At 59.3% G+C, this 23,599-nt stretch carries 27 protein-coding genes; 17 read left to right on the forward strand and 10 right to left on the reverse strand.

The features are described from left to right. The first annotated feature begins 45 nt into the window (after nt 1–45). The 4 genes from CAF90_RS05085 (at nt 46) to yfcF (ending at nt 3,817) form a co-directional block, all read left to right on the forward strand. Nucleotides 46–1,512 carry a DUF1254 domain-containing protein gene (locus tag CAF90_RS05085; RefSeq protein WP_085604404.1) on the forward strand — a complete coding sequence of 489 codons (1,467 nt, stop codon included), beginning with the start codon at nt 46–48 and terminating at the stop codon, nt 1,510–1,512. Between the two features lie 140 nt (nt 1,513–1,652). Next, nucleotides 1,653–2,465 carry a hypothetical protein gene (locus CAF90_RS05090; protein WP_085604407.1) on the forward strand — a complete coding sequence of 271 codons (813 nt, stop codon included), beginning with the start codon at nt 1,653–1,655 and terminating at the stop codon, nt 2,463–2,465. Between the two features lie 112 nt (nt 2,466–2,577). Next, nucleotides 2,578–3,018, forward strand: coding sequence for a c-type cytochrome (locus CAF90_RS05095; RefSeq protein WP_256578506.1), 441 nt, complete (start codon nt 2,578–2,580; stop codon nt 3,016–3,018). A 172-nt stretch (nt 3,019–3,190) separates the two neighbouring features. Then, nucleotides 3,191–3,817 (forward strand): glutathione transferase, encoded by a 627-nt coding sequence (yfcF, locus tag CAF90_RS05100; protein ID WP_085604413.1) that lies wholly within the window; start codon nt 3,191–3,193, stop codon nt 3,815–3,817. Nucleotides 3,818–3,938: 121 nt separating this feature from the next. On the opposite strand, the gene CAF90_RS05105 is transcribed toward yfcF, so the two are convergent. The 4 genes from CAF90_RS05105 to CAF90_RS05120 form a co-directional block, all read right to left on the reverse strand. Further along, a complete protein-coding gene (locus CAF90_RS05105; RefSeq protein WP_085604417.1) occupies nt 3,939–4,436 on the reverse strand; it encodes a hypothetical protein in 498 nt (165 codons plus the stop codon). 74 nt (nt 4,437–4,510) lie between these two features. Next, entirely contained in the window at nt 4,511–4,708 is a 198-nt protein-coding gene (locus CAF90_RS05110; RefSeq protein ID WP_085604420.1) for a hypothetical protein, read from the reverse strand. A 34-nt stretch (nt 4,709–4,742) separates the two neighbouring features. Further along, nucleotides 4,743–5,198 (reverse strand): GNAT family N-acetyltransferase, encoded by a 456-nt coding sequence (locus tag CAF90_RS05115; RefSeq protein WP_085604423.1) that lies wholly within the window; start codon nt 5,196–5,198, stop codon nt 4,743–4,745. A 108-nt stretch (nt 5,199–5,306) separates the two neighbouring features. Further along, a complete protein-coding gene (locus CAF90_RS05120; RefSeq protein WP_085604426.1) occupies nt 5,307–5,963 on the reverse strand; it encodes an O-methyltransferase in 657 nt (218 codons plus the stop codon). Nucleotides 5,964–6,075: 112 nt separating this feature from the next. Between CAF90_RS05120 and CAF90_RS05125 the strand changes: the two genes are divergently transcribed. Continuing rightward, nucleotides 6,076–6,708, forward strand: a complete 633-nt coding sequence (locus tag CAF90_RS05125) for a TetR family transcriptional regulator (RefSeq protein ID WP_085604429.1) — start codon at nt 6,076–6,078, stop codon at nt 6,706–6,708. On the opposite strand, the gene mug is transcribed toward CAF90_RS05125, so the two are convergent. Both mug and CAF90_RS05135 read right to left on the reverse strand, forming a co-directional pair. Beyond that, nucleotides 6,681–7,193 carry a G/U mismatch-specific DNA glycosylase gene (mug, locus tag CAF90_RS05130; RefSeq protein WP_085604432.1) on the reverse strand — a complete coding sequence of 171 codons (513 nt, stop codon included), beginning with the start codon at nt 7,191–7,193 and terminating at the stop codon, nt 6,681–6,683. The genes CAF90_RS05125 and mug overlap by 28 nt on opposite strands. Beyond that, a complete protein-coding gene (locus tag CAF90_RS05135) occupies nt 7,190–7,813 on the reverse strand; it encodes a TetR/AcrR family transcriptional regulator (RefSeq protein ID WP_085604435.1) in 624 nt (207 codons plus the stop codon). The genes mug and CAF90_RS05135 overlap by 4 nt, the downstream gene beginning before the upstream one ends. Nucleotides 7,814–8,041: 228 nt before the next feature. On the opposite strand from CAF90_RS05135, the gene CAF90_RS05140 reads away from it, so the two are divergent. From CAF90_RS05140 to CAF90_RS05160, 5 genes are all read left to right on the forward strand, one after another. Continuing rightward, nucleotides 8,042–9,166: an HlyD family secretion protein gene (locus CAF90_RS05140; RefSeq protein ID WP_085604438.1), complete on the forward strand. Its 1,125-nt coding sequence runs from the start codon at nt 8,042–8,044 to the stop codon at nt 9,164–9,166. Next, on the forward strand, nt 9,166–10,632 hold the full coding sequence (locus CAF90_RS05145) for a DHA2 family efflux MFS transporter permease subunit (protein ID WP_085604441.1): 1,467 nt from the start codon (nt 9,166–9,168) through the stop codon (nt 10,630–10,632). The genes CAF90_RS05140 and CAF90_RS05145 overlap by 1 nt, the downstream gene beginning before the upstream one ends. An 18-nt stretch (nt 10,633–10,650) precedes the next feature. Then, nucleotides 10,651–12,069, forward strand: a complete 1,419-nt coding sequence (locus CAF90_RS05150) for an efflux transporter outer membrane subunit (RefSeq protein WP_085604444.1) — start codon at nt 10,651–10,653, stop codon at nt 12,067–12,069. Nucleotides 12,070–12,091: 22 nt separating this feature from the next. Continuing rightward, a complete protein-coding gene (locus tag CAF90_RS05155) occupies nt 12,092–13,042 on the forward strand; it encodes an aldo/keto reductase (protein WP_085604447.1) in 951 nt (316 codons plus the stop codon). Nucleotides 13,043–13,114: 72 nt separating this feature from the next. Continuing rightward, nucleotides 13,115–14,050 (forward strand): LysR family transcriptional regulator, encoded by a 936-nt coding sequence (locus tag CAF90_RS05160; RefSeq protein ID WP_085604450.1) that lies wholly within the window; start codon nt 13,115–13,117, stop codon nt 14,048–14,050. 45 nt (nt 14,051–14,095) lie between these two features. On the opposite strand, the gene CAF90_RS05165 is transcribed toward CAF90_RS05160, so the two are convergent. Then, nucleotides 14,096–14,353: a DUF2790 domain-containing protein gene (locus CAF90_RS05165; RefSeq protein ID WP_085604453.1), complete on the reverse strand. Its 258-nt coding sequence runs from the start codon at nt 14,351–14,353 to the stop codon at nt 14,096–14,098. A 1,056-nt stretch (nt 14,354–15,409) separates the two neighbouring features. Here CAF90_RS05165 and CAF90_RS05175 point away from each other — a divergent pair. From CAF90_RS05175 to CAF90_RS05185, 3 genes are all read left to right on the forward strand, one after another. Continuing rightward, on the forward strand, nt 15,410–16,318 hold the full coding sequence (locus tag CAF90_RS05175; protein ID WP_007955279.1) for an alpha/beta fold hydrolase: 909 nt from the start codon (nt 15,410–15,412) through the stop codon (nt 16,316–16,318). A 165-nt stretch (nt 16,319–16,483) separates the two neighbouring features. Continuing rightward, complete coding sequence (locus CAF90_RS05180) at nt 16,484–16,783, forward strand: hypothetical protein (protein WP_085604456.1); 300 nt, start codon at nt 16,484–16,486, stop codon at nt 16,781–16,783. A 275-nt stretch (nt 16,784–17,058) separates the two neighbouring features. Beyond that, nucleotides 17,059–17,532 carry a hypothetical protein gene (locus CAF90_RS05185; RefSeq protein ID WP_085604459.1) on the forward strand — a complete coding sequence of 158 codons (474 nt, stop codon included), beginning with the start codon at nt 17,059–17,061 and terminating at the stop codon, nt 17,530–17,532. Between the two features lie 78 nt (nt 17,533–17,610). Here CAF90_RS05185 and CAF90_RS05190 read toward each other — a convergent pair whose 3' ends face one another. Beyond that, nucleotides 17,611–18,057: an anti-virulence regulator CigR family protein gene (locus CAF90_RS05190; RefSeq protein ID WP_085604462.1), complete on the reverse strand. Its 447-nt coding sequence runs from the start codon at nt 18,055–18,057 to the stop codon at nt 17,611–17,613. Nucleotides 18,058–18,193: 136 nt separating this feature from the next. Between CAF90_RS05190 and CAF90_RS05195 the strand changes: the two genes are divergently transcribed. From CAF90_RS05195 to CAF90_RS05215, 4 genes are all read left to right on the forward strand, one after another. Then, nucleotides 18,194–19,231, forward strand: coding sequence for an alpha/beta fold hydrolase (locus CAF90_RS05195; protein ID WP_085604465.1), 1,038 nt, complete (start codon nt 18,194–18,196; stop codon nt 19,229–19,231). Between the two features lie 67 nt (nt 19,232–19,298). Then, on the forward strand, nt 19,299–19,622 hold the full coding sequence (locus CAF90_RS05200; protein ID WP_085604468.1) for a gamma-glutamylcyclotransferase: 324 nt from the start codon (nt 19,299–19,301) through the stop codon (nt 19,620–19,622). A 434-nt stretch (nt 19,623–20,056) separates the two neighbouring features. Beyond that, nucleotides 20,057–20,749, forward strand: a complete 693-nt coding sequence (locus CAF90_RS05210) for a phytanoyl-CoA dioxygenase family protein (RefSeq protein WP_085604471.1) — start codon at nt 20,057–20,059, stop codon at nt 20,747–20,749. A gap of 57 nt (nt 20,750–20,806) precedes the next feature. Next, nucleotides 20,807–21,724 (forward strand): helix-turn-helix domain-containing GNAT family N-acetyltransferase, encoded by a 918-nt coding sequence (locus CAF90_RS05215; RefSeq protein ID WP_085604474.1) that lies wholly within the window; start codon nt 20,807–20,809, stop codon nt 21,722–21,724. A 3-nt stretch (nt 21,725–21,727) separates the two neighbouring features. On the opposite strand, the gene CAF90_RS05220 is transcribed toward CAF90_RS05215, so the two are convergent. Both CAF90_RS05220 and CAF90_RS05225 read right to left on the reverse strand, forming a co-directional pair. Beyond that, nucleotides 21,728–22,930, reverse strand: a complete 1,203-nt coding sequence (locus CAF90_RS05220) for an FAD-dependent monooxygenase (protein WP_085604477.1) — start codon at nt 22,928–22,930, stop codon at nt 21,728–21,730. Beyond that, nucleotides 22,927–23,448 carry a MarR family winged helix-turn-helix transcriptional regulator gene (locus CAF90_RS05225; RefSeq protein ID WP_085604480.1) on the reverse strand — a complete coding sequence of 174 codons (522 nt, stop codon included), beginning with the start codon at nt 23,446–23,448 and terminating at the stop codon, nt 22,927–22,929. Before CAF90_RS05225 ends, CAF90_RS05220 begins: the two co-directional genes overlap by 4 nt. Between the last annotated feature and the right edge of the window lie 151 nt (nt 23,449–23,599).

Below are 23,599 nucleotides of genomic sequence, written 5' to 3' on the forward strand. Positions count from 1 at the left end.
AGCGCAACACCGCAACCGATTGCCATTCGAAACAGGAGTTTTCAAATGATGAAGTCGCCTTCCCGTTACACCGTGCTGGCTTTGGCTTTGAGCGCGGCAATGATTGGTGGTGTTCAAGCGGGAGGTAACTCCTCTGGCAAACCGGCTGCGGAGGTTCCCGGCATTCCCGCTGGAACGGTGATCACCCCGTCCAGTGCGAAGGTCATCGCGCAAGACACTTATCTGTGGGGATGGCCTCTGGTCAATGCGTTCAACCGCCGTACTTCTTTCTCCAAGGCGCCGGAGCCAGGGCTGATGGGCGGGATCCTGCCTGCGGCACCGACCGGCTATGTGAGCATGCTTAGTGGATACATCTCGCCTGAGCAACGATGGGTAGCTCACCCGAACCAGGATGTGGTTTACGGCTTCGGTTACGGTGCGACTGACGACGATCCAGTCGTATTGCAAGTGCCTGACTTTGGCGATCGATTCTGGGTTTATGCGTTGTATGACGCACGCAGCGAGGAGTTCTCCAAACTTGGCAAGCAATATGGAACCAAGCCTGGCAACTATCTGGTAGTGGGGCCGAACTGGAAAGGCACCGTCCCGCAGGGCATCACCGAAGTGATCAAGGCGCCTACCGAGCTTGTTGCCATGGGGCCACGGGTGTTCATGGGTGATAGCAAGGAAGACCATGCGGAAGTCGTCAAGCTGCTCCAGCAGGTCGTGGTTTATCCGTTGAGCAAGTACACCGGCGACTCGGTTACCAAGGACTGGACGAAAACGCCACATTTCCCGGCCGCACAGAACTCGTCCACCGAAACCCGCTGGGTGGACCCGAACACATTCTTTGACCTTCTACCGGAAGTTCTCGACAAGGTGCCACCGCTGGCGGGTGAGGAAAGCCGCTACGCGATGATGCGCGCACTGCTTGATGCCGCTGCGAAGGATCCGGCGATCAAGGATGTCTTGGTCAAGGCCGCAGTCCAAACCGAGAAGGACGTGATCGCACCGCTGTTTTCGTTCCGCACCAATGGTTCGCGCCTGCCCGATGGCTGGAACTCACCGACCAACGTTGCACGTTGGGGTAACGACTACTTGACGCGTACCGCCACTTCCAAATCAAACATGTATACCAACCAACCGGAAGAGACTCGCTACTTCTTCCAGGAGGTGGATCAGAGTGGTCAGCGACTTAACGGAAAACACAAATACACCGTGACCTTCGCCAAGGGGCAAACGCCGCCTGTGGACGGCTTCTGGTCGCTGACCCTGTACGACCCTCAACACTTCTTCGCCCCTAACGCCATGAAGCGCTACTCGTTGGGTACCAAGAATGAGAAGAACATGAAGTTCAACGATGACGGTTCGCTGACTCTTTATGTGCAACACAACTTTCCCGGCAAGGACAAGGAAAGCAATTGGTTGCCAGCCCCGCAAAGCGAGTTTGAAGTCACCATCCGCACCTACTGGCCAAAGGCAGAGGTGCTCAATGGACAGTGGACACCGCCTGCGGTCGTCCAAGTGAAGTGAAGGCTTGATCAGAAGCTACAAGTTGTCGCCAGACAAAGTGCCAGCACTTTCGCAATTGCCCTCCCACAAGGAAGGGCAATGGCTGACAGGGGTTCAACTTTTTATCGTTTGCACTCGAGACCCGCCAACAGGGGAAGCCCATGCAACGCGCTCATCTCGCACACTTGTCAGTCATGGTGATCGCCGCACAGGCCGGTATTGCACAAGCTCAGGATTCCGCAGAACTGGCCAAGGCAGCGCTCAACCCTGTCGCGGCCATGTACAGCCTGCCGGTGCAGTACAACTGGGATCAGAAGATGGGGCCCACCGGCGAGGGCATGCACAGCGTGACCAATATTCAGCCGGTGCTGCCGTTCACATTGAACGAGGACTGGAACCTCATTTCGCGCACCATCCTGCCGGTCATCGACCAGCACGGCCTGGCCCCCAATGGTGCGGCAGACAAGTCGGGGGTGGGAGATATCACGCAAAGCTTTTTCTTCTCCCCCCGCAAACCCACCGACAGTGGCTGGATTCTGGGGGCGGGCCCTGCCCTGCTGATTCCAACCGGCAGTGACGATCTGCTGAGCAACAAGCAATGGGGCCTGGGCCCGACCGCCGTGGCGCTCAAACAATCCAATGGCTGGACCCACGGCATACTCACCAACCACATCTGGGGCCTGGACGGCAGCCCGCCGGACGACAAGGAAAAGGTCAACCAGACATTCCTGCAACCCTTCCTGTCCTACACCACCAAGACGCTCACTACTTACGGCATCAACACCGAATCGACCTATGACTGGCAAGCGCGCGAGTGGTCGGTGCCCATCAACCTGAACGTCACCCAACTGCTGAAGATCGGCGGCCATCCCCTGACGATTCAGGCAGGCCCGAGGTACTGGCTGGATCGATCAGGCGACGGGCCCCAGGGCTGGGGCTTTCGTGCCGCCGTCACGTTCTTGTTTCCACGTTGATTGAGGGGCGATACGGCTCACCCTGGATGCGCAGTGAAGGAAAAGTGCGACTCAGACTGGCATGGGATATCGTGCCGGCCGTGAAATCGACGTGCATTCATGGAGGAACAAAGTGCGGATCTACGGGACAGAAGCATCGGGTACGGGCATATCCATACTGGGACGCCTGAGACTCAAAACATTATTCGTCGTCATATCAGGCTTCTTCGCCCTCCCCCAAGCAGCCATATCCCACGCGGATACTGCCAATGGAAAAGCCCTCTATTCACAGCGATGCGCCGTGTGCCACGGAGCCGATATCAAGGGCACCGGGCCGTTGGCCAGGAAAAGCAATCCGCCGACACCTGACCTGACAACCACCGCGTTCAAGAAGCGACTGAGTGATTATCCGGGCGTGATCGTATCCTCGGTAATACTCCGCCCCAACGGGGACTTGATTCCAAAGACCCTGCGAGAGAATGGCGTGAAGATCCCGCCACACGCTTGGAGCGTTAACGACTTTCGCGACTTGCACCAATATATGAGCGGTGTGATTTCCCACACGGACAAATAAAAATGGGGACAGATCTATTTATCCGGTGGTGAAAAAATAGATCCGTCCCCATTCCTGGTCCCCATTCCTGTGGTACTGCATTCCTGACAGGAATGCCCCCATAAAAAACATGAATTTTATTTAAGGCGCCCAATCTTTTAGCGTCGTCCACTCTGCATATGGAGATGACGCTATGAATGACTCAAGCCTGCGCCTTTACGTCGATGCTCAATTCACCAGTCCCTACGCAATGTCGTGCTTTGTGGCCCTTCGAGAAAAGGGAATCGAGTTCGAAATGAGCACCCTGGAGTTGGACAAACTGGAGAACCAGGCCAGCGATTACGCCCGTCTTTCGCTGACTCAGAGAGTCCCCACCCTCGTGCATGGCGACTTTGCGTTGTCGGAGTCATCGGCGATCACGGAATACCTGGAAGATGTATTCCCCCAGACAGCTGTTTACCCACAGCACCCACAGAAGCGCGCGGCGGCGAGGCAAGTTCAAGCGTGGCTGCGCAGTGATTTGCTCCCGATCCGACAGGAGCGCTCTACCCTCGTCGTGTTCTATGGTCAGAAATACGGACCGTTGTCAGCGTCGGCTGAGGCTGCCAAGAAAAAGTTGGTTGAGGTCGCTCAATGGCTGCTTACCGACAATCCGGATTACCTTTTTGGTGAATGGTCGATCGCCGACGTTGATCTCGCGTTGATGCTGAACCGATTGATACTCAACGGGGACACGGTGCCGGCTCAACTGGAGGATTACACTCAGCGCCAATGGCAGCGCCCGACCGTACAAGAGTGGATCAATCTGAAACGACCGTGAATGTAACGATCCCCATTTTTTGAGTCCTCAGTGTTCACTGGCTGCCGGGAGCCCCCGGCAGCAAATCTGAAAATAGATTTGTCCCCACTTAAATGAAGCCGTGCAACAGCCCCCTTCTGCTTCAGCCCGTCTTTTTGTCGGAGCCTTTTATGTTCTCGATCAGGTCAACGACATAATCTTGATTGAAGCCCGCCACAAATGACCAGAACAGCAACTTGGCATACGCCGCATACCCTTCCGCATGCTGGCAAAAGATATCGTTGAAGATTTGCCTCAAACACTGCGGATCGTCGTCTGGAACGATCACCGGAAACAGATCGCCCTTGATAACGCCGGAAAGAAACAGAAGATACAGAAGCCCCGCCAATATCCCGCCTATGAATGAAGGCAGGATCAAAGCGAACCACGATTTGGAGAGGTTTTCGATTTCCGGATCAGTGAGTATCGACAGTCGCCTGTGAAACCCAACGTAGCCCCCGATATTCCCGGCGATACAAACAATAAAGGGCACTTTGTAGTCGGGCAAACTGTAGGTGACGATGATCGCCAGCACCAACAGGGCGATGAAAATCCAGAATATCCGCTTCCAGATGATGTTCAGGTCTTCCTGACGATTCATGATCAGCTCCCTGATCTTGACCCTGTGATGATTTTTTAGACGATAGACGAATCCTGACTCAGGATCAGTGGCTTTTACCCGCTGCGAGACAGGATGAGCAAAGCAATGAATGCCACGAACGGTGCGAACAACACCAGCCCACCGACGGCGACCGCCCAGCCCCAGGCAAAACCACTTTCACCCTTGAATCGACCACCACTCAGCAAGCCAAGCACATAGACACCGATTCGATGAGCCAACCGGTTGAGCAATATATCGAAGATGTAATCCATTCTTTGGCCTCGTGCCTCTCTGCACTCTGGGGCGCTACAGCTCCAATGCCTTCGCCATGATGACCGTGCGCTCCGCCCCGTGAAACTCGTCTCGAACCTTTTCAAACCCAAGCGAAGCATAGAAGCCCTCCGCGGTAATTGAAGAAGGCACACGCAGCCGGTTCAGACCTACATTGATGGCAAGTGATTGAAGCCTCTCCATCAGGTGTCTTCCGACACCCTTTCCTTGATAACGCGGGTCGACAAACACACTTCGAACAATGTCGTGATCCAGACTCGCGGTTGCAACGATATAGCTGCCGGCTGTAGCCACCAGGACTTGACGCTCACTCAACAGATGAAGGATCGCCGGGGGAGAAAAGCTTTGCGCCACTTGCTCGATGATTTCGGCGGAGTAGTCCTGAACGTTGGATTCGCGCAGAGCACTGAGGATCGTTCGACTGATCGCTGGCGCATCTGCATTCGTAGCGTTTCGAATCAGGTAATCCATCAAGGGCCGCTCCTTGCGCGTCATCACTTGATCGTAGCGAAAAATGGGGACTGATCCATTAATCCGTGGATCAGTCACCTTCTTTTGAAACGCGGACAGCAACGGCTATCACCCCAACCGCATCGACACCTCAATATCATCCGCAAACGGCACGCTCACGTAACCATTCACCGGCGAGCGCACATGCGCCAGATACTCCGGGCAGTAATTGGTGTTGTCCGCCACCACCAGCGCACCCGGTCGCAGGTGTTTCTCCACCCGTTTCAGCACGTCGCCATACAGCGCTTTCGCACCATCGAGCAGAAGCAAATCGACGGTCGATGGCAGGTCGCGAGCCAGAGTAACAAGCGCATCCCCTTCGCGAATTTCAATCAGATCACTCACCCCGCCCTCAACAAAATGATGCCGAGCCAGTTCAATCTTCGACGGTTCAAACTCGCTGCCGATCAGCACTCCGCCACCGTTGTCCCGCAGCGCTGCCGCCAGATGCAGGGTCGAAAGACCAAACGAGGTGCCGAATTCGACGATGGCTTTGGCCTTTGTGCTGCGGGCCAGCATGTACAGCAGTTTGCCGGTCTCGCGGGAGACGGGTAGCCACAGGTCTTTGAGCATGGCGTAGAGTTCGCGGTATTCGGTTTTGCTGTGCATCAGGCGGTCGCGTTCTTCGCCGGATACGTTGTTCAGCGCCGGGCTGGTGGCGGCGCTGGCCTGGGTGTAGAGGCGTTCGATCAGGGTCGCCAGCGGTTCGGTGGTCAGGGTTGTCATGATGGTTTTCCGTGGGTTGAGGGCTAATATGCGAATGATTCGTCGCATTTAAATGATGCGAGCGAATGGCGCTATTCGCTATTCGCATTCCGCCCCGACGCCCGAGCTGCCCATGACCGATCGCCAGACCGCCCGTATTTCCTCACGCAAACAGCCGCAGCAGGCGCGCTCCGCCGAGTTGGTGGCGGCGATTCTGCAGGCGGCTATTCAGGTTTTGGCCAAGGAAGGCGCGGCGCGTTTCACCACGGCGCGGGTCGCGGAGAAGGCTGGTGTGAGTGTCGGGTCGCTGTATCAGTACTTCCCGAACAAGGCGGCGATTCTGTTTCGCTTGCAGAGTGATGAGTGGTTGCAGACAACCGGAATGCTGCAGCGGATTCTGGAAAATCATGACGAGCCGCCGCTGGAACGCCTGCGCACGCTGGTGCATGCGTTCATTCGTTCGGAGTGCGAGGAGGCGCAGATGCGCAGCGCTTTGAGTGATGCGGCACCGCTTTATCGCGATGCGCCGGAGGCCCATGAAGTGCGGGCGGCGGGCAAGCGGATCTTTGCGACGTTCATGGAGGAGTTGCTGCCCGGGGCCAGCGAAGCCGTGCGCACGCAGGCCTGCGATCTGATCCTGGCCACGCTCAGTTCGGTGGGGAAGGATTTTTCACTCACCTCGCGCACCGACGCGGAAATCACCGCCCGTGCCGAGGGGATGGCGGACATGTTCAGCGCTTATGTGATGGCGCTCGATGCGCGCTGAAGCTGCTGATACGCCGTCACCAGTTGCGCTTGATTGAACGCCAGGTTGCGACCGCTGGGGTTAGGAAGGATCCAGACTTTAGCGCCGCCGAACGTCTCCTCTCGCAGCCCCCATTCAATCGACTTCCTGCGGGATAACCCGGCGTACGCAGCCTTGCCGAGAAACGCCACGAAGCGCGGCGCGTAACGAGCGATCTTGCGTTCAAAGCTGGCGGCGGCTGCGGTGAATTCCTCGGCAGACAGTTGATCTGCACTCGCCGTCGGCCGCTCGACCACGGCAGTCAAGCCGCAGTGGAATTGCAGGATCGTGCGGCCTTCTTCCGGGCGTAACTCGTGGGGCGTGAAACCGGCCAGATGCAGCGTGCGCCAGAAGCGGTTGCTGCGTCCGGCGAAGTGATGGCCCTGCTCTGCCGCCAATAAGCCCGGATTGATTCCACAGAACACCACGGACAGACCTTCGGTCAGGATGTCCTCAAGCCCGGTCAACCGCAGATCACCTTCACCGCATCGCGCGCCTGCCCCGCCAGTTCTTCGCGGGATTTACCGGCGCGGGCGCGGATCGAGATGCTGTGCAGCAGCGATGACGCGAGCATGGCCCGCGCCGCTGCATCCACATCACCCGTCAGTTCGCCGGAGTCGATCGCCCGTTGCAAACGGGCTTCGAGATCGGCATCGAGCTGGCTCAAACGCTGGGACAGCACGTTGCGGATTTCCGGATCTTCGACCGCTTCGGTGGTCGCGGTGCCGATGGCGAAGCAGCCGCGTGGCTGGCCGTCGCCGGAAAAATAGATCGCCAGTTGCCCTTCGTAAAAACCGGTCAGGGCCTGTTCCAGGGTCAGGCTGCTGTCGTTCAGCGCGGCCTGCATGGCGGCGTGGGCGGTGGCCCAATATTGATCCAGGGCCTTGATGTAGAGCGCGTGTTTGTCGCCGAACGCGGCGTACAGGCTGGGGCGGTTCATGCCGGCGGCGCTGGCGATGCTGTCCAGTGAGGCGCCGGAATAGCCGGTGTTCCAGAACACCCCGAGTGCCTGCTGCAGCGCGGTTTGCGGGTCATAGGCCCGTGGACGGCCACGGCCTTTTCCTTCTGTCGGTTTATTTTGTGCCATGTCGTACAAATTCCTTGCGGGGAAATGAAGTCGCTCATATTCTTACACCATCGCACAAAATTAAGGAATCAGAAATTCCTTGATCGGCAGGTTTGTTGTAACAGCGCTCGAACCGGGTCTGGCGACGACGAAAACAGCGGCACGGAGTGATCCTCCCCCACCGCGAATGGATTTGATGAATCACGCATTCAATGCCGTCCAGGCGCCCAGCCCTTTGGAGAGCCGTTCATGACTCAGCAATTCGATCTCACCGCAGAACAAGCCCGCGCTCATCCCGTGGACGCGCCGCCGAAAAAGCCGCTCAAGCAGCAACTGCGCCCCGTGTTGATGTTCGGCGTTCCGGCGCTTTTCGCCGCAATTGGCTACGGCCAGTACGTTGCCAACGAGCCCTTCGTTTCCACCGACAACGCCTATGCCCGCGTGGCCAAGGCCTCGATCAACGCGCGGATTTCCGGGCAAGTGGTCGAGATCGCGGTCGACGACAACCAGCCCGTGCACAAAGGCCAGGTGCTGTTTCGCATCGATCCCAAGCCGCTGCAGATCGCGGTCGACCGGGCCGAAGCGCAACTGGCCAACGCACGCCTGCGCATCGACGGGCTCAAGGCCAGCTACCGCCAGCAACAGGCCGAGCTGCAATCGGCGAAGGCCTCGGCGGATTACGACCAGAAAGAGTTCGGCCGCAAGAAAGCCTTGATCGCCACCGAGTTCGTATCGAAGGCCCTTTACGAGCGCGCCGAAACCGATCTGAAAGTCTCGCGCCAACGCATCGCGTCCATCGAGCAACAGATCGCCAGCACCGTCGTCGCGTTGAACGGCAACCCGGACATCGCCCTCGACAATCACCCGACCGTGCGCGAGGCCAAAGCTCAACTCGAAGAAGCGCAGCTGTATCTGTCCTACGCCACGGTCACGGCGCCGGACGACGGCATCGTCGCCAAGGTCGATGATTTGCAGGTGGGCAATTACGTCAACAACGGCGCACCGGCGTTTGCGCTGATTTCCGACCGGGAGATCTGGGTCGAGGCCAATTTCCGCGAGACCCAGGTGACGCACATGCGCCCCGGCCAGACCGCGACCATCACCCTCGATACCTACCCGGATCGCCCGTTCAAGGCGCACGTCATCAGCATGAGCCCCGGTGCCGGTGCCGACTTCGCGCTGTTGCCGCCGGAAAACGCCACCGGCAACTGGGTGAAGGTGGTGCAGCGGGTGCCGGTTCGTCTGGAACTGGACGAGGCCGACCCTGCCCTGCCGCTGTTCTCCGGCACCAGCGCCACGGTCAAGGTCGATACCGGGCACCGCACGCCATGGTGGCATCCGCTCAAGTCGTTGTTGTCTGCGGGTAACTCGTGATGAACAGCTCAACAGCTGATGCGCGGGCACTGCGGTTCGTCGCCCTGCTCGCCACCTATATGCAGTCGGCCAACCTACCGTTGCCGAACGCCGCGCTGCGATTGATTCAGGGCAGTCTGTCGATGACCGACGATCAGGCGGGATGGATTTTCACCGCCTACCTCGCGGCGAGCGCAATCACGATGCCGGTTGCGCAATGGCTCGCCGGACGCTTCGGATTAAAGCGGGTTTACCAGACCGCACTGGTGCTGTTCGCCCTCGGTCTGTGGCTCGGCACGTTGGCCGACACGCCGCTGGAGTTCATCGGCGCACGCATCCTGCAAGGTCTGGCCAGCGGCGTGATTGCGCCGTTGTCGATGGCCATCGCCCTGGAGACATTGCCAGCAGAGAAGCGCCCCGCCTTCGGCCCGAAATGGACGGCGCTGGTGCTGTTCGGCATCGTCAGCGGCCCGAGCATCGGCGGCGTGATCTGCGAGTATTTCGACTGGCGCCCGATGTTCTACCTCAGCCTGCCGCTGACCGCGTACATCCTGATGGTGGTGACGTTGCTGCTCGCCGTGAAGAAAGCAGACCCGCGTCCGACGTTCGATTTCTTCGGTTTCGCCAGTTTCACGGTCGGCATGATCGGCCTGCAGATGCTGCTCGATCGCGGCGAACGGCTGGACTGGTTCGACTCGCCGGAAATCTGGATCGAAGCGCTGGCCAGCGCCCTCGGTCTGTTCCTGTTCGTCGTCCATGCGCTGACCCGCAAGACCCACTTTCTCAGCAAGGGATTGTTCGGCGACCGCAACTTCATGTTGTCGACGGTGATGTTCTTTGCCTTGGGATTCGTGTTGCTGTCGACCATGGCCCTGACCTCGCCGATGCTCGATGAAATCCTCGGTTATCCGCCGGACACCACCGGGTTGCTGACCGTCCCGCGTGGCATCGGACTGGTGGGTGCGTTTCTGCTGATGGGCCGCGCCCCGGCGTGGATCGACGCCCGGTTGTTCATTGCCGCCGGCATCGCGCTGGTGGTGTACGCCAACTGGCTGATGCTCGGTTATTCGCCGCTGATGGACTGGACGCCCGTGGCCGTCACCGGGTTCATCCAGGGCGTGGGTCTGGGCATTCTGATGCCGGCGCTCAGCAAGACCGCGTTCAGCACCATCGACCCGAAACTGCGCCCGGAAGCCACCGGTTTCTTCAACCTGATGCGGGTTTACGGCAGCACCCTCGGGGTGGCCGTGGTGCAGATCTTTTTCTTCAACAACACCCAGGCGATGCACTCGGCGCTGGTCAGTCAGCTCACGCCTTATCGCGTGGTCATGCCGACGTCGTTGCCGGCGCTCGAAGGCCTCAACCATCTGGTCACCCATCAGGCGGCGTTCGTCGCGGTGATGGGCCAATTCAAGATTCTGATGCTGGCGATGCTCGTGGTGAGTCCGCTGGTGATGTTCCTGCGCAAGCCTGTTGCGGCCAACTGATGACGTGGAGTCTGAACCATGAAAGCTTCTATGCGCTTCACCCCGCTGGCGATGCTGGTGATGTTGTCCGCCTGCACCGTCGGCCCTGATTTTCAACGGCCTGCCGAGAGCCCGTCGCAGCATTACGATCAGGCGGCCGAACAGCATTTCGCGATGGGCCAGCGGATCAACGGCGACTGGTGGTCGGCGTTCCGTTCGCCGAAGCTCGATCAAGTGGTACGCCGCGCTATCGACGGCAACCTCGACCTGGCCGCCGCTGACGCCACCCTTCGCCAGGCCGCCGCTTCAGTCGCGGCAGCGGAAGGTGTGCTTTATCCGCAGGTGGATTTCGCTGCCTCGGCCGGGCGCCAGCGCACCCACAACGGCCCGCAACCGGTGGTCTCCAATTTCTACGGGATCGGGCCACGGGTCGCGTTCGATCTGGATGTGTTTGGCGGCAACAAACGCGCGGTCGAACAGCAGCAAGCACTGACCGATCTGCAAAAGCATCGCTACGAAGCGGCGTGGCTGACTTTGACCGGCGATGTCGCCAGTCAGGCCTTGCTGCTGGCCTCGGCCAACGCGCAGATCCAGGCCGTGGAAACCCTGCTGGCCAACGACGCGAAAAACCTCGATCTGGTGCGCCGCGCCCAGGCGAGCGGCAGCACCACGCAAATCGATGTGTCGCTGGCCGAAACCCGCCTCGCCCAGGATCGCACGCTATTGCCGCCCCTCGCCCAGCAGCGCGATGCGGCGCGTCATGCGTTGTCGATTCTGGCCGGTAAAGGCCCGGCGGACTGGATCGCGCCGGACTTCAGCCTCGACGAATTCGCCTTGCCATCGAGCATCCCGGTCAGCCTGCCGTCGGCCATGGCCCACACCCGGCCGGACATCCTGCAAGCCGAATCCGAACTGCACTTCGCCAGCGCGGCGGTCGGTGTCGCGACCGCCAATCTGTACCCGCATGTCGAGCTGTCGGCCTCGCTGATGCAAGCCGCGTCGGGTAATGGCGGCGCTGCACTTTGGGGATTTGCCGCTGGGCTGACGGCGCCGATCTTCAATGGCGGCACGCTCAAGGCTGAACGCGAAGGCGCCGTCGAAGGCTACAACGCATCGCTCGCCCGCTATCAACAGACGGTGATTCAGTCCTTCGGCCAGGTCGCGGACACCTTGCAGGCCCTCAACCACGGCGCAGAGCAAAACCTGGCGCAGGACGATGCCTTGCGCGCGGCCGACACCAGCCTGCGCCTCAATCGCCAGGCCTACGTCCAGGGCGAAACCAGCCTGTTGCAGGTGCTGGAAGCCGAACGCGCCTACCAACAGGCGCTGCTCGGGCAGATCCAGGTGAAGACCACGCGTTATCTCGACTCGGTGCGCCTGTTCGTGGCGCTGGGCGGCAACTCGGTGGGCGTGCTCGATCAGAAGCTCGCCGCCCGCAAGACCTCAACGCTTCTTTAACGGCAGATACCGGAGACACGACATGACTTATGAAGCCTTTCACGATGAACTTCGCGACACCCGAATTGCGCTTAATAACGGCGCAGGCTCGATGCCGGCCGTGGGGTTCGGCACGTTGTTTCGCGACTTGAGCACCACCACCGAAGCGGTCAAATGCGCGCTCGAGGTGGGCTTTCGCCACTTCGATTGTGCCGAGCGTTATCGCAACGAAACGCAGATCGGTGAGGCCTTTGCGCAGGTGTTTGCGGCGGGCAACATCCGTCGCGAAGACGTGTTCATCACCACCAAACTGTGGAACACCAACCATCGCCCCGAGCGGGTGAAACCGGCGTTCGAAGCCAGTTGCCAGCGGTTGCAGGTCGACTATCTCGATTGCTATCTGATCCACACGCCGTTCGCCTTCCAGCCCGGCGACGATCAGGACCCACGGGATGCGTTCGGGCACGTGATCTACGATGGCGAAACCCGTTTGATCGACACCTGGCATGCGCTCGAAGCGCTGGTGGATGAAGGTCGCTGCAAGTCCATCGGCCTTTCCGACATCACCCTCGATGCGCTGAAGGACATCGTCGCCGCCGCGCGGATCAAGCCGTCGGTGGTGCAGATCGAATCCCATCCGTACCTGCCCGAGTGGGAGATGCTGGAGTTCTGCAAGGAACACGGCATCATCCTGCTCGCCTTCGCACCGCTGGGGCATGGTATGGAGCCGAATGTGCTCGAGGACTCCGTACTCACCGGAATCGCCCGGCACGTACAGAAAACTTCGGCGCAAGTGGCCCTGGCCTGGGCGGTGCAGCGTGGGACGGCGTTCCTTACAACCTCGGCGAACCCGAGCCGGATTCAGGAAAACTTCGATATCGCGACCTTGCCGCACCGGGCGATGCGCGAGATCAAGGAAGAGATCACCACGCGGATCCGCTTCAATTCCGTGGTCGAGACCGGCGTACCCGGTTTCATCCCCCGCAAGAAGTGATACATGGCAAAGGGGCGGCCTCCTGTGAGGTCGCCCCTATACTCTTTCCACCTGACTGTTGAGACGACACCGATGGACGTCTTCCAAAGCATGCGTTTCTTCATCGCCGTCGCCCAAAGCGGCAGCTTCACTGCCGCTGCCGAGCTGCTGGACACCAACACCACCAACGTCTCCAAAGCCATCTCGGCCCTCGAAGCACGTCTGCACACACGGCTGATCAATCGCACCACCCGGCGTCTGGCTCTGACCGAAGCCGGCGTGCGCTATCTCGAGCGCTGCGAAAAAATCCTCGATGACGTGCGCGAAGCCGACGAAGAGGCCGGTACCGCCCAGACCCTGCCCGTCGGCCGTTTGAAGATCCACACCATGTCGGCCATCGGCAACCACTACGTGATCGATGCCATCGCGCGCTATCGCGAGATTCACCCCACGGTGATGTTCGACCTGACCCTGACCAACCGCGTCCCGGATCTGCTAGAAGAAGGCTTCGACATGTCCATCGTGCTGGCCCGCGACCTGCCGGATTCCGGCTTCGTCGCGCAACGTCTGGGCATCACCTACAGCATCCTCTGCGCCTCGCCCGCCTACGTGGCCAAGCGCGGCCTGCCGCAAACACCCGGCGAACTCTGCGAACACGAGTGCCTGCGCATCGTCAACACGGTGATGCCGGTGGAGAACTGGACATTCGAAGGGCCCGAAGGCATGGAAACCATCACCATTCCCGTGTCGCCCTTCCACATCAACACCGCTGACGGCATGACCATCGCAATCAGAAAAGGCATGGGCATCGGCATTCAGCCGATTGCTTCGGCCGTGGATGGTTTGAGGGCGGGAACTTTGGTGCGGGTGTTGCCGGAATACCGGCTGGAGGAGTTGAACCTGTTCGCGATCTATCCGTCGCGCAAGTTTGTCGATGCGAAGATCAAGACCTGGGTGGAGTTTCTGAAGCAGTCGATCCCGCAATTGCTGGCATCGGATGAAGACATCGTTGGAAAGAAAGCGGTTTGAGTACAGCAGACATGGAGTGTCGACCCTCCATCTTCTGCACCTGACTCAACTGGAACAGCCAGTGCCCATCACTTGATATTGCAGGACGTGGCGCTCGCCATGGGAATCTTCGTAGGTCATCTGCACCGGCACCGGGGCGCATTCGTTGGCCGGTTCGGTGATGGAGATGACGTGCTCGATGTCCAGTTTCGTCGAAGAACTGTAGGTCTCGACCGGGATGTTCGCCGCGTCCGCGTTATCGGCGTAAGCGTGTGCACCGAAACTGCCAAGCATTAAAACCAGCGCGATTTTCTTGAGGCTCATGATGTTCACCGTCTCGTTGAGGACCGTGTTTGTTCACGGGTTGGAGACGATGCTAAGGGCTGGGGTGGTGCTAAAAAATCGGCCAGCTGGACAAACACTGTTGCCGGATTTCGTATGAATCAGCGTTACGAATGATCTTGGCGAATCAGTACTTAAACACCAACGTTTAAACATCTGAAATTCGATACTTGAGCCTACAAACCCTTGCGCAAGTACCTACAAATTTGCCAGAAAGCGCCGGCTTTCAGAGTTCGCCCTCAAACCGTATGCTTTTTCCGTCACTGCCCATCGACTGAACGCAGAAGACATTCAGGATCGAAGGTTATCCCTTGATCGACTCAAAGAGTGAACGGTTGACGCCATCGTCATCGCTCCCTAATCTGCCCACATCCCGCCCAAGGCAGTAAGCCGTCCTAATCATCCAGGACGTGCCAAACCCTTGGGCGTTTTTGTTTTCAGGAAGAACGCATGCCCACAGCAGTTCTGGTTGACGGCGCCTACTTCATCAAGCGATTTCGAAGGATCGAACCCCACAATGCATTCAATGCTGAACGGGCCGCTGATCTCGTCCACCGATGGGCGACGGCGCATCTGATAACCAGGATGCCATCTCGCCCAAACTGCCCGGCTTCAAGGCTGCAACAGCCCTCCAGAAAAGACCTATACAGAATATTCTTTTACGACTGCCCTCCTCTGGACACCAAGCAACACAACCCCATCACAAAAAAGCTCGTCGATTTCTCCAAATCAAGAGAAGCCGTGTTTCGAAGAGAGCTGCACATTCGGTTGCGAAGCAAACGAAAACTGGCATTGCGTCTGGGACACCTTTCCAAAGATGTGAAATGGACAATCAAACCTTCGAGGATTGCCGAGCTACTCAAGGGAAAAATCCAGATAGCCGACCTCACCGAAACCGATGTCAGTATCGAGACCCGGCAAAAAGGGGTTGATATGAGAATTGGTGTCGATGCATACAAGCCGACCTGTGCCCATTTTTCACACTTCAGCTACAACAAATCCGTCTACGCTCCAGCCACCCCCTCTGGAGTGAACGCCATGATCCGCGCCCTGCTCACCGCTTCCCTGCTGCTGGCCCTGAGTGTTCCGGCCCATGCCGACGTGACGCCCTTCCCTGCCTCGTTCCGCACGCAGGACATCGCCGTGGACGGTGCAAAAATTCACACGCGCATTGGCGGCAAAGGCCCGGCGGTGGTGCTGTTGCATGGCTTTGGCGACACCGGGGATATGTGGGCGCCGCTGGCGGCGGATCTGGCGAAGGATCACACCGTGGTAGTGCCGGATTTGCGGGGCATGGGCCTGTCGTCGATCCCGGCCGATGGCTATGACAAGAAGACTCAGGCCGGTGATATCCGCGCGGTACTGGCTTCGCTGGGCATCGAGCATTCGGTGGTGGTCGGCCATGACATCGGTACCATGGTCGCCTTCGCCTACGCCTCGCGGTATCCGCAGCAAACCGATCGCCTGGTGGTGATGGACGCGCCCGTTCCGGGAATCCCGCCGTGGAACGAAATCGTTCGCTCGCCGATGCTCTGGCACTTCGATTTCGGCGGGCCGGATGCAGAACGGCTGGTGGCCGGGCGTGAGCGCATCTACCTCGACCGCTTCTGGAACGAGTTCGCCGGCGACCCGAAAAAAGTCGACGAAGCCACCCGCCAGCACTACGCCAAACTCTACGCCCGGCCCGGCGCCATGCACGCGGCATTCGCCCAGTTCCGCGCGATCCGCCAGGACGCGGTGGACAACGAAGCATCGATGAAGACCAAACTGAAAATGCCGGTACTGGCGGTCGGCGGCGAGAAATCCTTCGGCAACAACGAAGCCATCGTGATGCGCAATGCCGCCGACAACGTCACCGAACTGGTGATCGCCGGCGCGGGGCATTGGCTGATGGAGGAAGCGCCAGTGGAAACCACTCAAGCGATTCGCAGGTTTATTGCGCAGTGACTGGCAAGCGAATTGGTGTCATCGGTGCGGTTCAGCGCATCTCAGGCCACCGAGCTCAATCATTGACTGCATCAATAACAACCATTAATTCAATGAAGTTCTCATATCAAATCCAAAGCGTAGGATCTGCTCCATACCAACTCACTGCACACGGAGTACAGAACCATGAAACGCCAAACAATCCTCGGCATCGCCTTCTCGCTCTTCGCCCTGAATGCTTTTGCGGCGACTGAAACCGATCCACTGTTCAGCGATGCGGTTGCCGCTGCGACTCAAACCGACCCACTGTTCAGTGACGCCGTTGCCGCGACTGAAACCGATCCGCTGTTCAGCGATGCCGTCGCCGCGACTGAAACTGATCCGCTCTTCAGCGATGCCATTGCCGCAACCGAAACCGATCCGCTGTTCAGCGATGCGGTGGCCGAAGGTGGTTCTGACCGTCTGATCGAACGTCGTAACGTCTGAATGCAGGGTTTTACCGCAAGTCTCGACAAAAGCCCGGCCTTATCCGCCGGGCTTTTTCACGTTGGTCTGGAACTGAAACGGGTCATCCACGACGACAGCAACCCCCTGTTCCACGCGTTTTTTTGGGTGTCATCCGGATGTCCTCAATGAGAATTTTCTGCAGAACGAATAGAATCGCCAGCCCTGCACCTCGACACTTTTGGTCATGGACCGCAGCCGCCTGAACCAAAGCCAGACAACCCACACCACCCGATCAATCAAGGACTGATGCCCTCATGTTTATGCGGAAAATAACGTTTGTGGTGCTTTTGGCCGTTGCACTGGCAGCCTGTGGTGGTAGCAAGGACAAGGCGCGTGAACTGGTCGAATCCACTCGCGACGATGGTTTCGAGTCGCGCATGGACGACTTGATGAAAGTGTTCTCTTCACACTACTGGGCACTGCCCGACGATACGATTCGCGAGACCGTGATAGAAAAGCTCGATATGGAAGGTATCCGAAGCCTGATCGTCGATGTCTACGCCGACCACTTCAACAACGAAGAACTCGAAGTGATGATCCGTGCCAACAACAAGAGTCTGGAGGAAACCGAAAGCATTCTGTCCAGCACCGAGGAAGGCCGCGCCCTGTTCGACAGAGTGGTGGAAGTTCAGGCAGTCATTGATCAAGTCACGGAGGATGCGATGAAAGCCCGAACGACCGCAGTCATCGAGGCGCTGGACAAGCTGAATGAACCCTATGTGAACTAGGGCAAAGTTTCTCCGGCAGAAAGGTCTGCACTTTTGCTACGCTGGCGCACCGCTTGCCCCAGGACCTATGGCACATGCTCAATCGAAGGCGCCATTGAGCACTTCATAAATCAGCCCGGTGGCCAGCGCGACCAGGATCAGATCGGTGCCGACCTGCTGCCATTCGTAGCCGTCGTAGTGCGGCAGTCTGCCGACCAGTCGACCATCGAGCTTCTTCGCAATACCGGGCGGCAGCGGTTTGCCCCGGGCCAGGTTCTTCTGGATGCCGGGCGGCAACGCCGGGCCCGGGGTCCAGTAGCCGCGATAGCCGTCCACAATCCCGATCACTCCGGCGTGGTCGATACTCGGGCCATGCCCCTGATAGCCGCCCCCGCCTTTTTTCCCCTGATTGCCATGATCCTGGGTGTTATGCGGATTGCCTTTGCCCTGCCCCTTTCCGTTGCCCGGATCGGCCAGCGCTGTCAACGAACTGCTCAGCAGCGCAATACAGGTTGTGGTCGCAATCAATGTGCGTAAACCGGACATCGGCCGTTCCTTGAATGAATGGGTGTCTGTGGATTCTAGTCAGTTTTTTTACAGGTATGGAGAGAGCGCCATAAGACTGGTAGAACGTCTGGGCGAACGTCCCGTTTGCCCGATTTGATCAAGGAAGATAAAAACAATGAAAAACGTTTTTGGCCTGTTGTTTCTGATCTGCCTTTCAGCCAGTGCAAACGCTGACGAAAACCCCATCGGTTTCCGCTCCGCCACGCTGGCGGACGCGCACAACGAGCGCCCGCTGGACATGGTTGTCTGGTATCCCGCCAAGACCACCGCGCCCGCGCAATTGATTGCCGACGACGCAGTGTTCGTCGGGACTTCGGCGGTGCGCGAGGCGCCGCCAACAGCCGGCGATCATCCATTGCTGGTGCTCTCGCACGGGTTCAGGGGCAACTGGAGCAATCAGGCGTGGCTCGCCAGCGCGCTGGCCCGTCAGGGTTACATCGTCGCGGCGGTCAATCACCCTGGCACCACGACGCATGACCGCAGTCCGAAAGCCGCTGCACAGTTGTGGCAACGGCCTGCCGACATCAGCCGTGTGATCGATGCGGTCACCGCTCAACCGGAGCAATTTGGCGCAGTCTCGAAGGGCCGAATTGCAGTCGCCGGCCATTCGCTTGGCGGCTGGACCGCTCTGGAAATCGCCGGCACACGCTTCGACCCCGAGCGCTTTGCCGAGGACTGCGCAGCCCATCAAAAACTCGCCAGTTGCTCGGTTTACAAGACGATCAGCGTCGCCGACACGCCGGATGCGAAGAGCCAGATCAGCTCAGACTTGAGCGACAAACGCGTCCGCGCCATCGTGTCACTGGACCTGGGCCTGTCACGCGGGATGACCGACGCCAGCCTCGCCGCGCTGCCGGTTCCGACACTGGTGATCGGCGCGGGCGTGCCGTCCGAAGACCTTCCCGCCCAACTGGAATCGGCGAATCTCGCCACGCGCCTGCCTTCGGCTACCTCGCAGTATGTCGAGATCAGCGACGCCAGCCATTTCAGCTTCATGTCGTTGTGCAAGCCCGGCGCTGTGGCGCTGCTGGAAGAAGATTCGCCAGGCGACGGCATCATTTGCGCGGACCGCGGCGCTCGTTCCCGTGAGGTGATCCAGCAACAGGTGGTGGCGTTGATCGGCGGTTTTCTGAGTCGGTCGGTGCAGAACTGATCACGGTGTTGCCTGCACATCGTTGATACGTCAGGATCCCTCCCTTTTTTGACTGGCAGGAGCAATCGTGGAACGTCTCTTCGTTTATGGAACCCTGGGCCCTGGCCGGCCGAATGAGCATGTGATGCTGAACATCGGCGGCACGTGGCAAGCCGCTTCGCTGAAGGGGCGCCTGTCGCAGGCCGGATGGGGCGCGGCGATGGGCTTTCCCGGGCTGGTGATTGCCGAGGATGGCGATGTGATCGAAGGCTACGTCTTCTCCTCCGAGAATTTCCACCTGCACTGGGCGGCGCTGGATGAGTTTGAAGGGGCGGAGTATCAGCGGGTGTTGACCAAGGTCACGCTGGATGACGGAACGGCAATGGATGCCTATGTCTACGCGCTCAGGTAGTCGGCGTTCGCCCTTTTCTCGGCGGCTGAAGATCGTCCTTGCCGGGCTATTGTTTTGTGTCGGGCTGTGGAGTGTTTCCGAGTGGTGGGAGAAGGCGTTGGCGAAACCTGCCTATGCAGCGCATATCAGCCCTGATGGCTGTTTCAGGGTGCAAACGTTCAGACCCTTCTGGCTACTACCCAACTTCCTTCACCCTCAAGCACCGCCGGACGACGTCTTCGAAACTCAGTGGTTTGTCAGTTAGGAGTCTCCCGCCTTTTTCCGCTTGTACGATAATCGCGATGGTCAGTTACTTGGCGAACGCGAGATCTACGATCTGGTGAGTTACGGAGACCGATTGTCTTGGGGTTACGGCGGTGATACCGAGGTTCGCGTCGGCATGATCACGATCGGCAATACTCGTCCTGATTGTAAAAAGGGAGACTGATGAAGCCATGACGAGCCGCGAACTACTCCATGACAAAGGCTACACACTGCTCTTTGGAGCGGTTCCGAACACGTGGCTGCCCGCCCTTCGCCTCGCTTTCGATACCGGCATCAAACCCTCAAACGAATGGCCCGTGCCCCGTGGCATCGACTGGCGCCATTCGCAGCTGGACACTGACCCGACCGTTCAGGCCGTGTGCCGATTGCCACAATTGCTGACCGTGGTGGGCGAGTTGATCGGCGAGCGCTTCTTCCTCTCTCAGGTCGAGGGCCGCGAACCGCTCACCAATGGCGGCCACCAACAGTTGCACCGCGACTTGTCGGCGCAACGCCCCGGCGACACCGTCAACGCGCTGGTGTACCTCGACGATTACGGCGCGGAAAACGGTGCGACCCGCATCGTTCCCGGCAGCCATCGCCCTGCTCTGGGCGAGCCTCCGTTCGATTTCACTGACGAGTCCCGATCCGTGCAACTGGCGGGCAACGCGGGCGACATCCTGATCTTCGATGCCGACCTGATCCACGCCGGCAGCCTGAACTCTAGCGGCGCACGCCGGCGCACTCTGTTGATCACCTGTTTTTCCGAATCGCTCTACGCCACACACCTGGAAACGGTGGGCCTCAGAAGCATACAAATGGACACGACTGAGCGGTTCGATCCGGAGGACTTTGCGTTCGGGATCATGAAATCATTCATTTGACTTGATTGCCTTAGGCAACTATATAGTTGCCCAAGGCAACCATATGAGCATCCCGCCATGTCCACCATCACCGACCGCGCCGACATCGTTCGGCAATTCAACCGCTTCTACACTCACCAGATCGGCGTGTTGCAGGAGCATCTGCTGCAAAGCGATTACTCGCTGACAGAACTGCGCATCCTCTACGAACTCGCGTCCGGCGGTGACCTGACCAGCGCCGACCTGCGCCAGATGCTCGGCCTCGACGCGGGCTACATGAGCCGCCTCATCAGCGGTTTCGACAAAAAGGGCCTGATCCAGAAAGTCCCCTCCGCCACCGACGCCCGCGCCAGTCAGTTGCACATCACCGACCTCGGCCGCGAGATCCTCGCGCCGCTGGAGCAAGCCTCGCGGCAAGAGGTCATCACCCTGCTCGAACGCCTGGCCGAACCGCAGCAACTGCAACTGATCGCCTCGATGAAGCAGATTCAAACCCTGCTCGAAGGTGGCCAACCGACGACCTATCTGCTGCGCGATCCGCAACCCGGTGACATGGGCCTGGTGGTGCATCAGCAGACGGCGATCTACAGCCGTGAGTACGGCTGGAATTCAGAGTTCGAAGCGCTGGTGTCAGAGGTTGTCGCCAAATACCTGCGCGAATTCGACCCCACGGGCGAGCGCTGCTGGATTGCGGAGAAGGACGGCAAGGTGGTGGGTTCGGTGTTCGTCATCCGCCACGACGAAACCACCGCAAAACTGCGCATGCTCTACGTGGATGCCAGCGCGCGGGGCTTGGGAATCGGCAATCGGCTGGTCGAGGAATGCCTGCGGTTTGCCCGTGATATCGGCTACAAAAAGATGATTCTGTGGACCACCAGCAATCTGGTGGATGCCCGCCGGTTGTATCAGCGGGCGGGGTTTGAGTTGGTCGAGGAAGAGCCGATTCACAGCTTCGGCAAAGAGCTGGTGAGCCAGACCTGGGCGATCGAGTTGTGAGGTTTATGCTCGCGGTGAGTCGTCGTAGTCAGGCAGGACGATGGCGTCGGCTTTCGGCGAAAGGATTTTGCCGAACAGTTTCTTGAGCCCCGGCGCAGTGGCCATCCGCAGCACGGCATGGCCGAGTGCAATGCCCAGACGCGAATGCGGCGAGGCCAGCCTTGGGGCGAACTTGGGCACGCTTTGCGCCTGAGCCACGAATGGACGCATCAGCGCTTCATAGGCGGCGAAGGCCTGATGGTGATCGGCGTGGCGCCCGAGTTCTCCGGCCAGCACGTAGGCGCCGCACAGTCCAAGGCTGGTGCCCATGCCGCTGATGGGCGACGCACAATACGCCGCGTCCCCGAGCAGCGCGATGCGCCCCTTGGACCAATGGGGCATTTTGACCTGACCCACCGCTTCCAGATAAAGGTCAGTCGTGTCATCCAGCGCAGCGAGTACGCGAGGCGTTTCCCAACCGGCATCGGCAAACAGTTTTTTGAGCAAGGATTTCTGTTCGTCCTGCGCAAGCTTTTCGTATCCGCTCGGCGCCTGCTGAAAAGACAAAAACGCGCGCGTGGTGCCGAGGTTGTCAGGACGCAAACAAACGCAGCGACCGCCCGGCAAGTTGTGCCAGCGCATCACCTGGCCGTCGCTCGGCTGTCGAGGCACGGTGAAATAAGCCGTGTAGAGATCGAGCGGGCGCCGCTTCACTTCATCGCCGAACACCTGATTGCGGGTCGTCGAACCCATCCCTTCGGCCACGATCACCAGATCGTAAACCTGCTCCCCGCCCTGCTCGAAACGCACGTGAACCTGCTCGCCATCGTCCTCGATGCTTTCGATGCTGTCACCGAACCGGTACGTGACCCGGTCCTCGCTGTGCTGGATCAACAGCTTGGCGAGCTCACCGCGCAGGATCTCCAGTTCCGCAATCGGCCCGTCACCGTCAAACGCATCGACCCCGATGAACGCCTTGGTCTGGTTGTCCCGGTCAACGAAAGCGATACCCTGCTCGTGCGTCGTGTTCGCACGAATCAGCTCCTCCAGCCCCATGCGCCGCACCACTTCACGCCCGGCGCCGCGCACATCGATAGTTTGCCCGCCATCACGAAACGCCGGCGCCCGCTCGACCACCGTGACGTCCATACCCTGACGCGACAGCCAATACGCCAACGCGGGGCCGGCGATACTTGCACCGGTGACGAGTATTTTCTGTGGCTTCATTCTGCGTCCTGCGTTTCAGACGTGGCTGTCGTGCTGCCCGGCAACGTGTTGCGGTAGACCTCGATCACCCGGCCCAGAAAGGTCTCGATGACTGCACGATCCCGCTCGTCCAGCGCACCCAGCACCGCGCTCAACCCATTGAGCATCGGCGCGATATGCCGATAGGCCTGTGCCACCGACTCCGGCACCGGGCACACCAGTACCCGGCGCTTGTCGTTGAGCTGTCGCTCGCGCACCACGTGCCCGGCACGCTCCAGCCGGTCGATGACCTGGGTGATGCCCGCCGTGGTCACGGACAGACGCGAAGCAAGCTCGGTCGGCGGCAACGGACCGTCGGTAATCAGATGCTCCAGCGCCGCCACGTCGGTCTGATTGATGCCCAGCATCACGCCCAACTGGCCGGCCGCAGCACGGGTCAGGATGGCGATCTGTTGCAACTGCTGGCCCACGGCATCGCTGGCGATCTGCAGCGTGCGTGGATCTTCGGCGGGATTGGGCGGAGATGTGGGTGATGACATGCGCAGGTCTTGTTCGGAGATCGAGGGATTCGGTTCGAGGCGAGCGACACTAGCATATAGCTAACTTGCTTAGCTAGTTTTGTAAAGGCTGACCCGAGTGCTCAATGCCAAGACAGAAAATGGCAAAAAATCAAAAAGGGGACTGATGTCC

Source organism: Pseudomonas sp. B37(2017) (assembly GCF_002112885.1).
GTDB lineage: Bacteria > Pseudomonadota > Gammaproteobacteria > Pseudomonadales > Pseudomonadaceae > Aquipseudomonas > Aquipseudomonas paraglycinae.

Coding starts and splice junctions, on each gene's coding strand:
- CAF90_RS05090 (WP_085604407.1), top strand. CDS start 1,653: ATGCAACGCGCTCATCTCGCACACTTGTCAGTCATGGTGATCGCCGCA.
- CAF90_RS05105 (WP_085604417.1), bottom strand. CDS start 4,436: ATGAATCGTCAGGAAGACCTGAACATCATCTGGAAGCGGATATTCTGG.
- CAF90_RS05160 (WP_085604450.1), top strand. CDS start 13,115: ATGGACGTCTTCCAAAGCATGCGTTTCTTCATCGCCGTCGCCCAAAGC.
- CAF90_RS05210 (WP_085604471.1), top strand. CDS start 20,057: ATGACGAGCCGCGAACTACTCCATGACAAAGGCTACACACTGCTCTTT.
- CAF90_RS05085 (WP_085604404.1), top strand. CDS start 46: ATGATGAAGTCGCCTTCCCGTTACACCGTGCTGGCTTTGGCTTTGAGC.
- CAF90_RS05155 (WP_085604447.1), top strand. CDS start 12,092: ATGACTTATGAAGCCTTTCACGATGAACTTCGCGACACCCGAATTGCG.
- CAF90_RS05225 (WP_085604480.1), bottom strand. CDS start 23,448: ATGTCATCACCCACATCTCCGCCCAATCCCGCCGAAGATCCACGCACG.
- CAF90_RS05120 (WP_085604426.1), bottom strand. CDS start 5,963: ATGACAACCCTGACCACCGAACCGCTGGCGACCCTGATCGAACGCCTC.
- CAF90_RS05110 (WP_085604420.1), bottom strand. CDS start 4,708: ATGGATTACATCTTCGATATATTGCTCAACCGGTTGGCTCATCGAATC.
- CAF90_RS05190 (WP_085604462.1), bottom strand. CDS start 18,057: ATGTCCGGTTTACGCACATTGATTGCGACCACAACCTGTATTGCGCTG.
- CAF90_RS05150 (WP_085604444.1), top strand. CDS start 10,651: ATGAAAGCTTCTATGCGCTTCACCCCGCTGGCGATGCTGGTGATGTTG.
- CAF90_RS05145 (WP_085604441.1), top strand. CDS start 9,166: ATGAACAGCTCAACAGCTGATGCGCGGGCACTGCGGTTCGTCGCCCTG.
- CAF90_RS05135 (WP_085604435.1), bottom strand. CDS start 7,813: ATGGCACAAAATAAACCGACAGAAGGAAAAGGCCGTGGCCGTCCACGG.
- CAF90_RS05140 (WP_085604438.1), top strand. CDS start 8,042: ATGACTCAGCAATTCGATCTCACCGCAGAACAAGCCCGCGCTCATCCC.
- CAF90_RS05180 (WP_085604456.1), top strand. CDS start 16,484: ATGAAACGCCAAACAATCCTCGGCATCGCCTTCTCGCTCTTCGCCCTG.
- CAF90_RS05215 (WP_085604474.1), top strand. CDS start 20,807: ATGTCCACCATCACCGACCGCGCCGACATCGTTCGGCAATTCAACCGC.
- CAF90_RS05125 (WP_085604429.1), top strand. CDS start 6,076: ATGACCGATCGCCAGACCGCCCGTATTTCCTCACGCAAACAGCCGCAG.
- CAF90_RS05185 (WP_085604459.1), top strand. CDS start 17,059: ATGTTTATGCGGAAAATAACGTTTGTGGTGCTTTTGGCCGTTGCACTG.
- CAF90_RS05195 (WP_085604465.1), top strand. CDS start 18,194: ATGAAAAACGTTTTTGGCCTGTTGTTTCTGATCTGCCTTTCAGCCAGT.
- CAF90_RS05115 (WP_085604423.1), bottom strand. CDS start 5,198: ATGGATTACCTGATTCGAAACGCTACGAATGCAGATGCGCCAGCGATC.
- CAF90_RS05220 (WP_085604477.1), bottom strand. CDS start 22,930: ATGAAGCCACAGAAAATACTCGTCACCGGTGCAAGTATCGCCGGCCCC.
- yfcF (WP_085604413.1), top strand. CDS start 3,191: ATGAATGACTCAAGCCTGCGCCTTTACGTCGATGCTCAATTCACCAGT.
- CAF90_RS05165 (WP_085604453.1), bottom strand. CDS start 14,353: ATGAGCCTCAAGAAAATCGCGCTGGTTTTAATGCTTGGCAGTTTCGGT.
- CAF90_RS05175 (WP_007955279.1), top strand. CDS start 15,410: ATGATCCGCGCCCTGCTCACCGCTTCCCTGCTGCTGGCCCTGAGTGTT.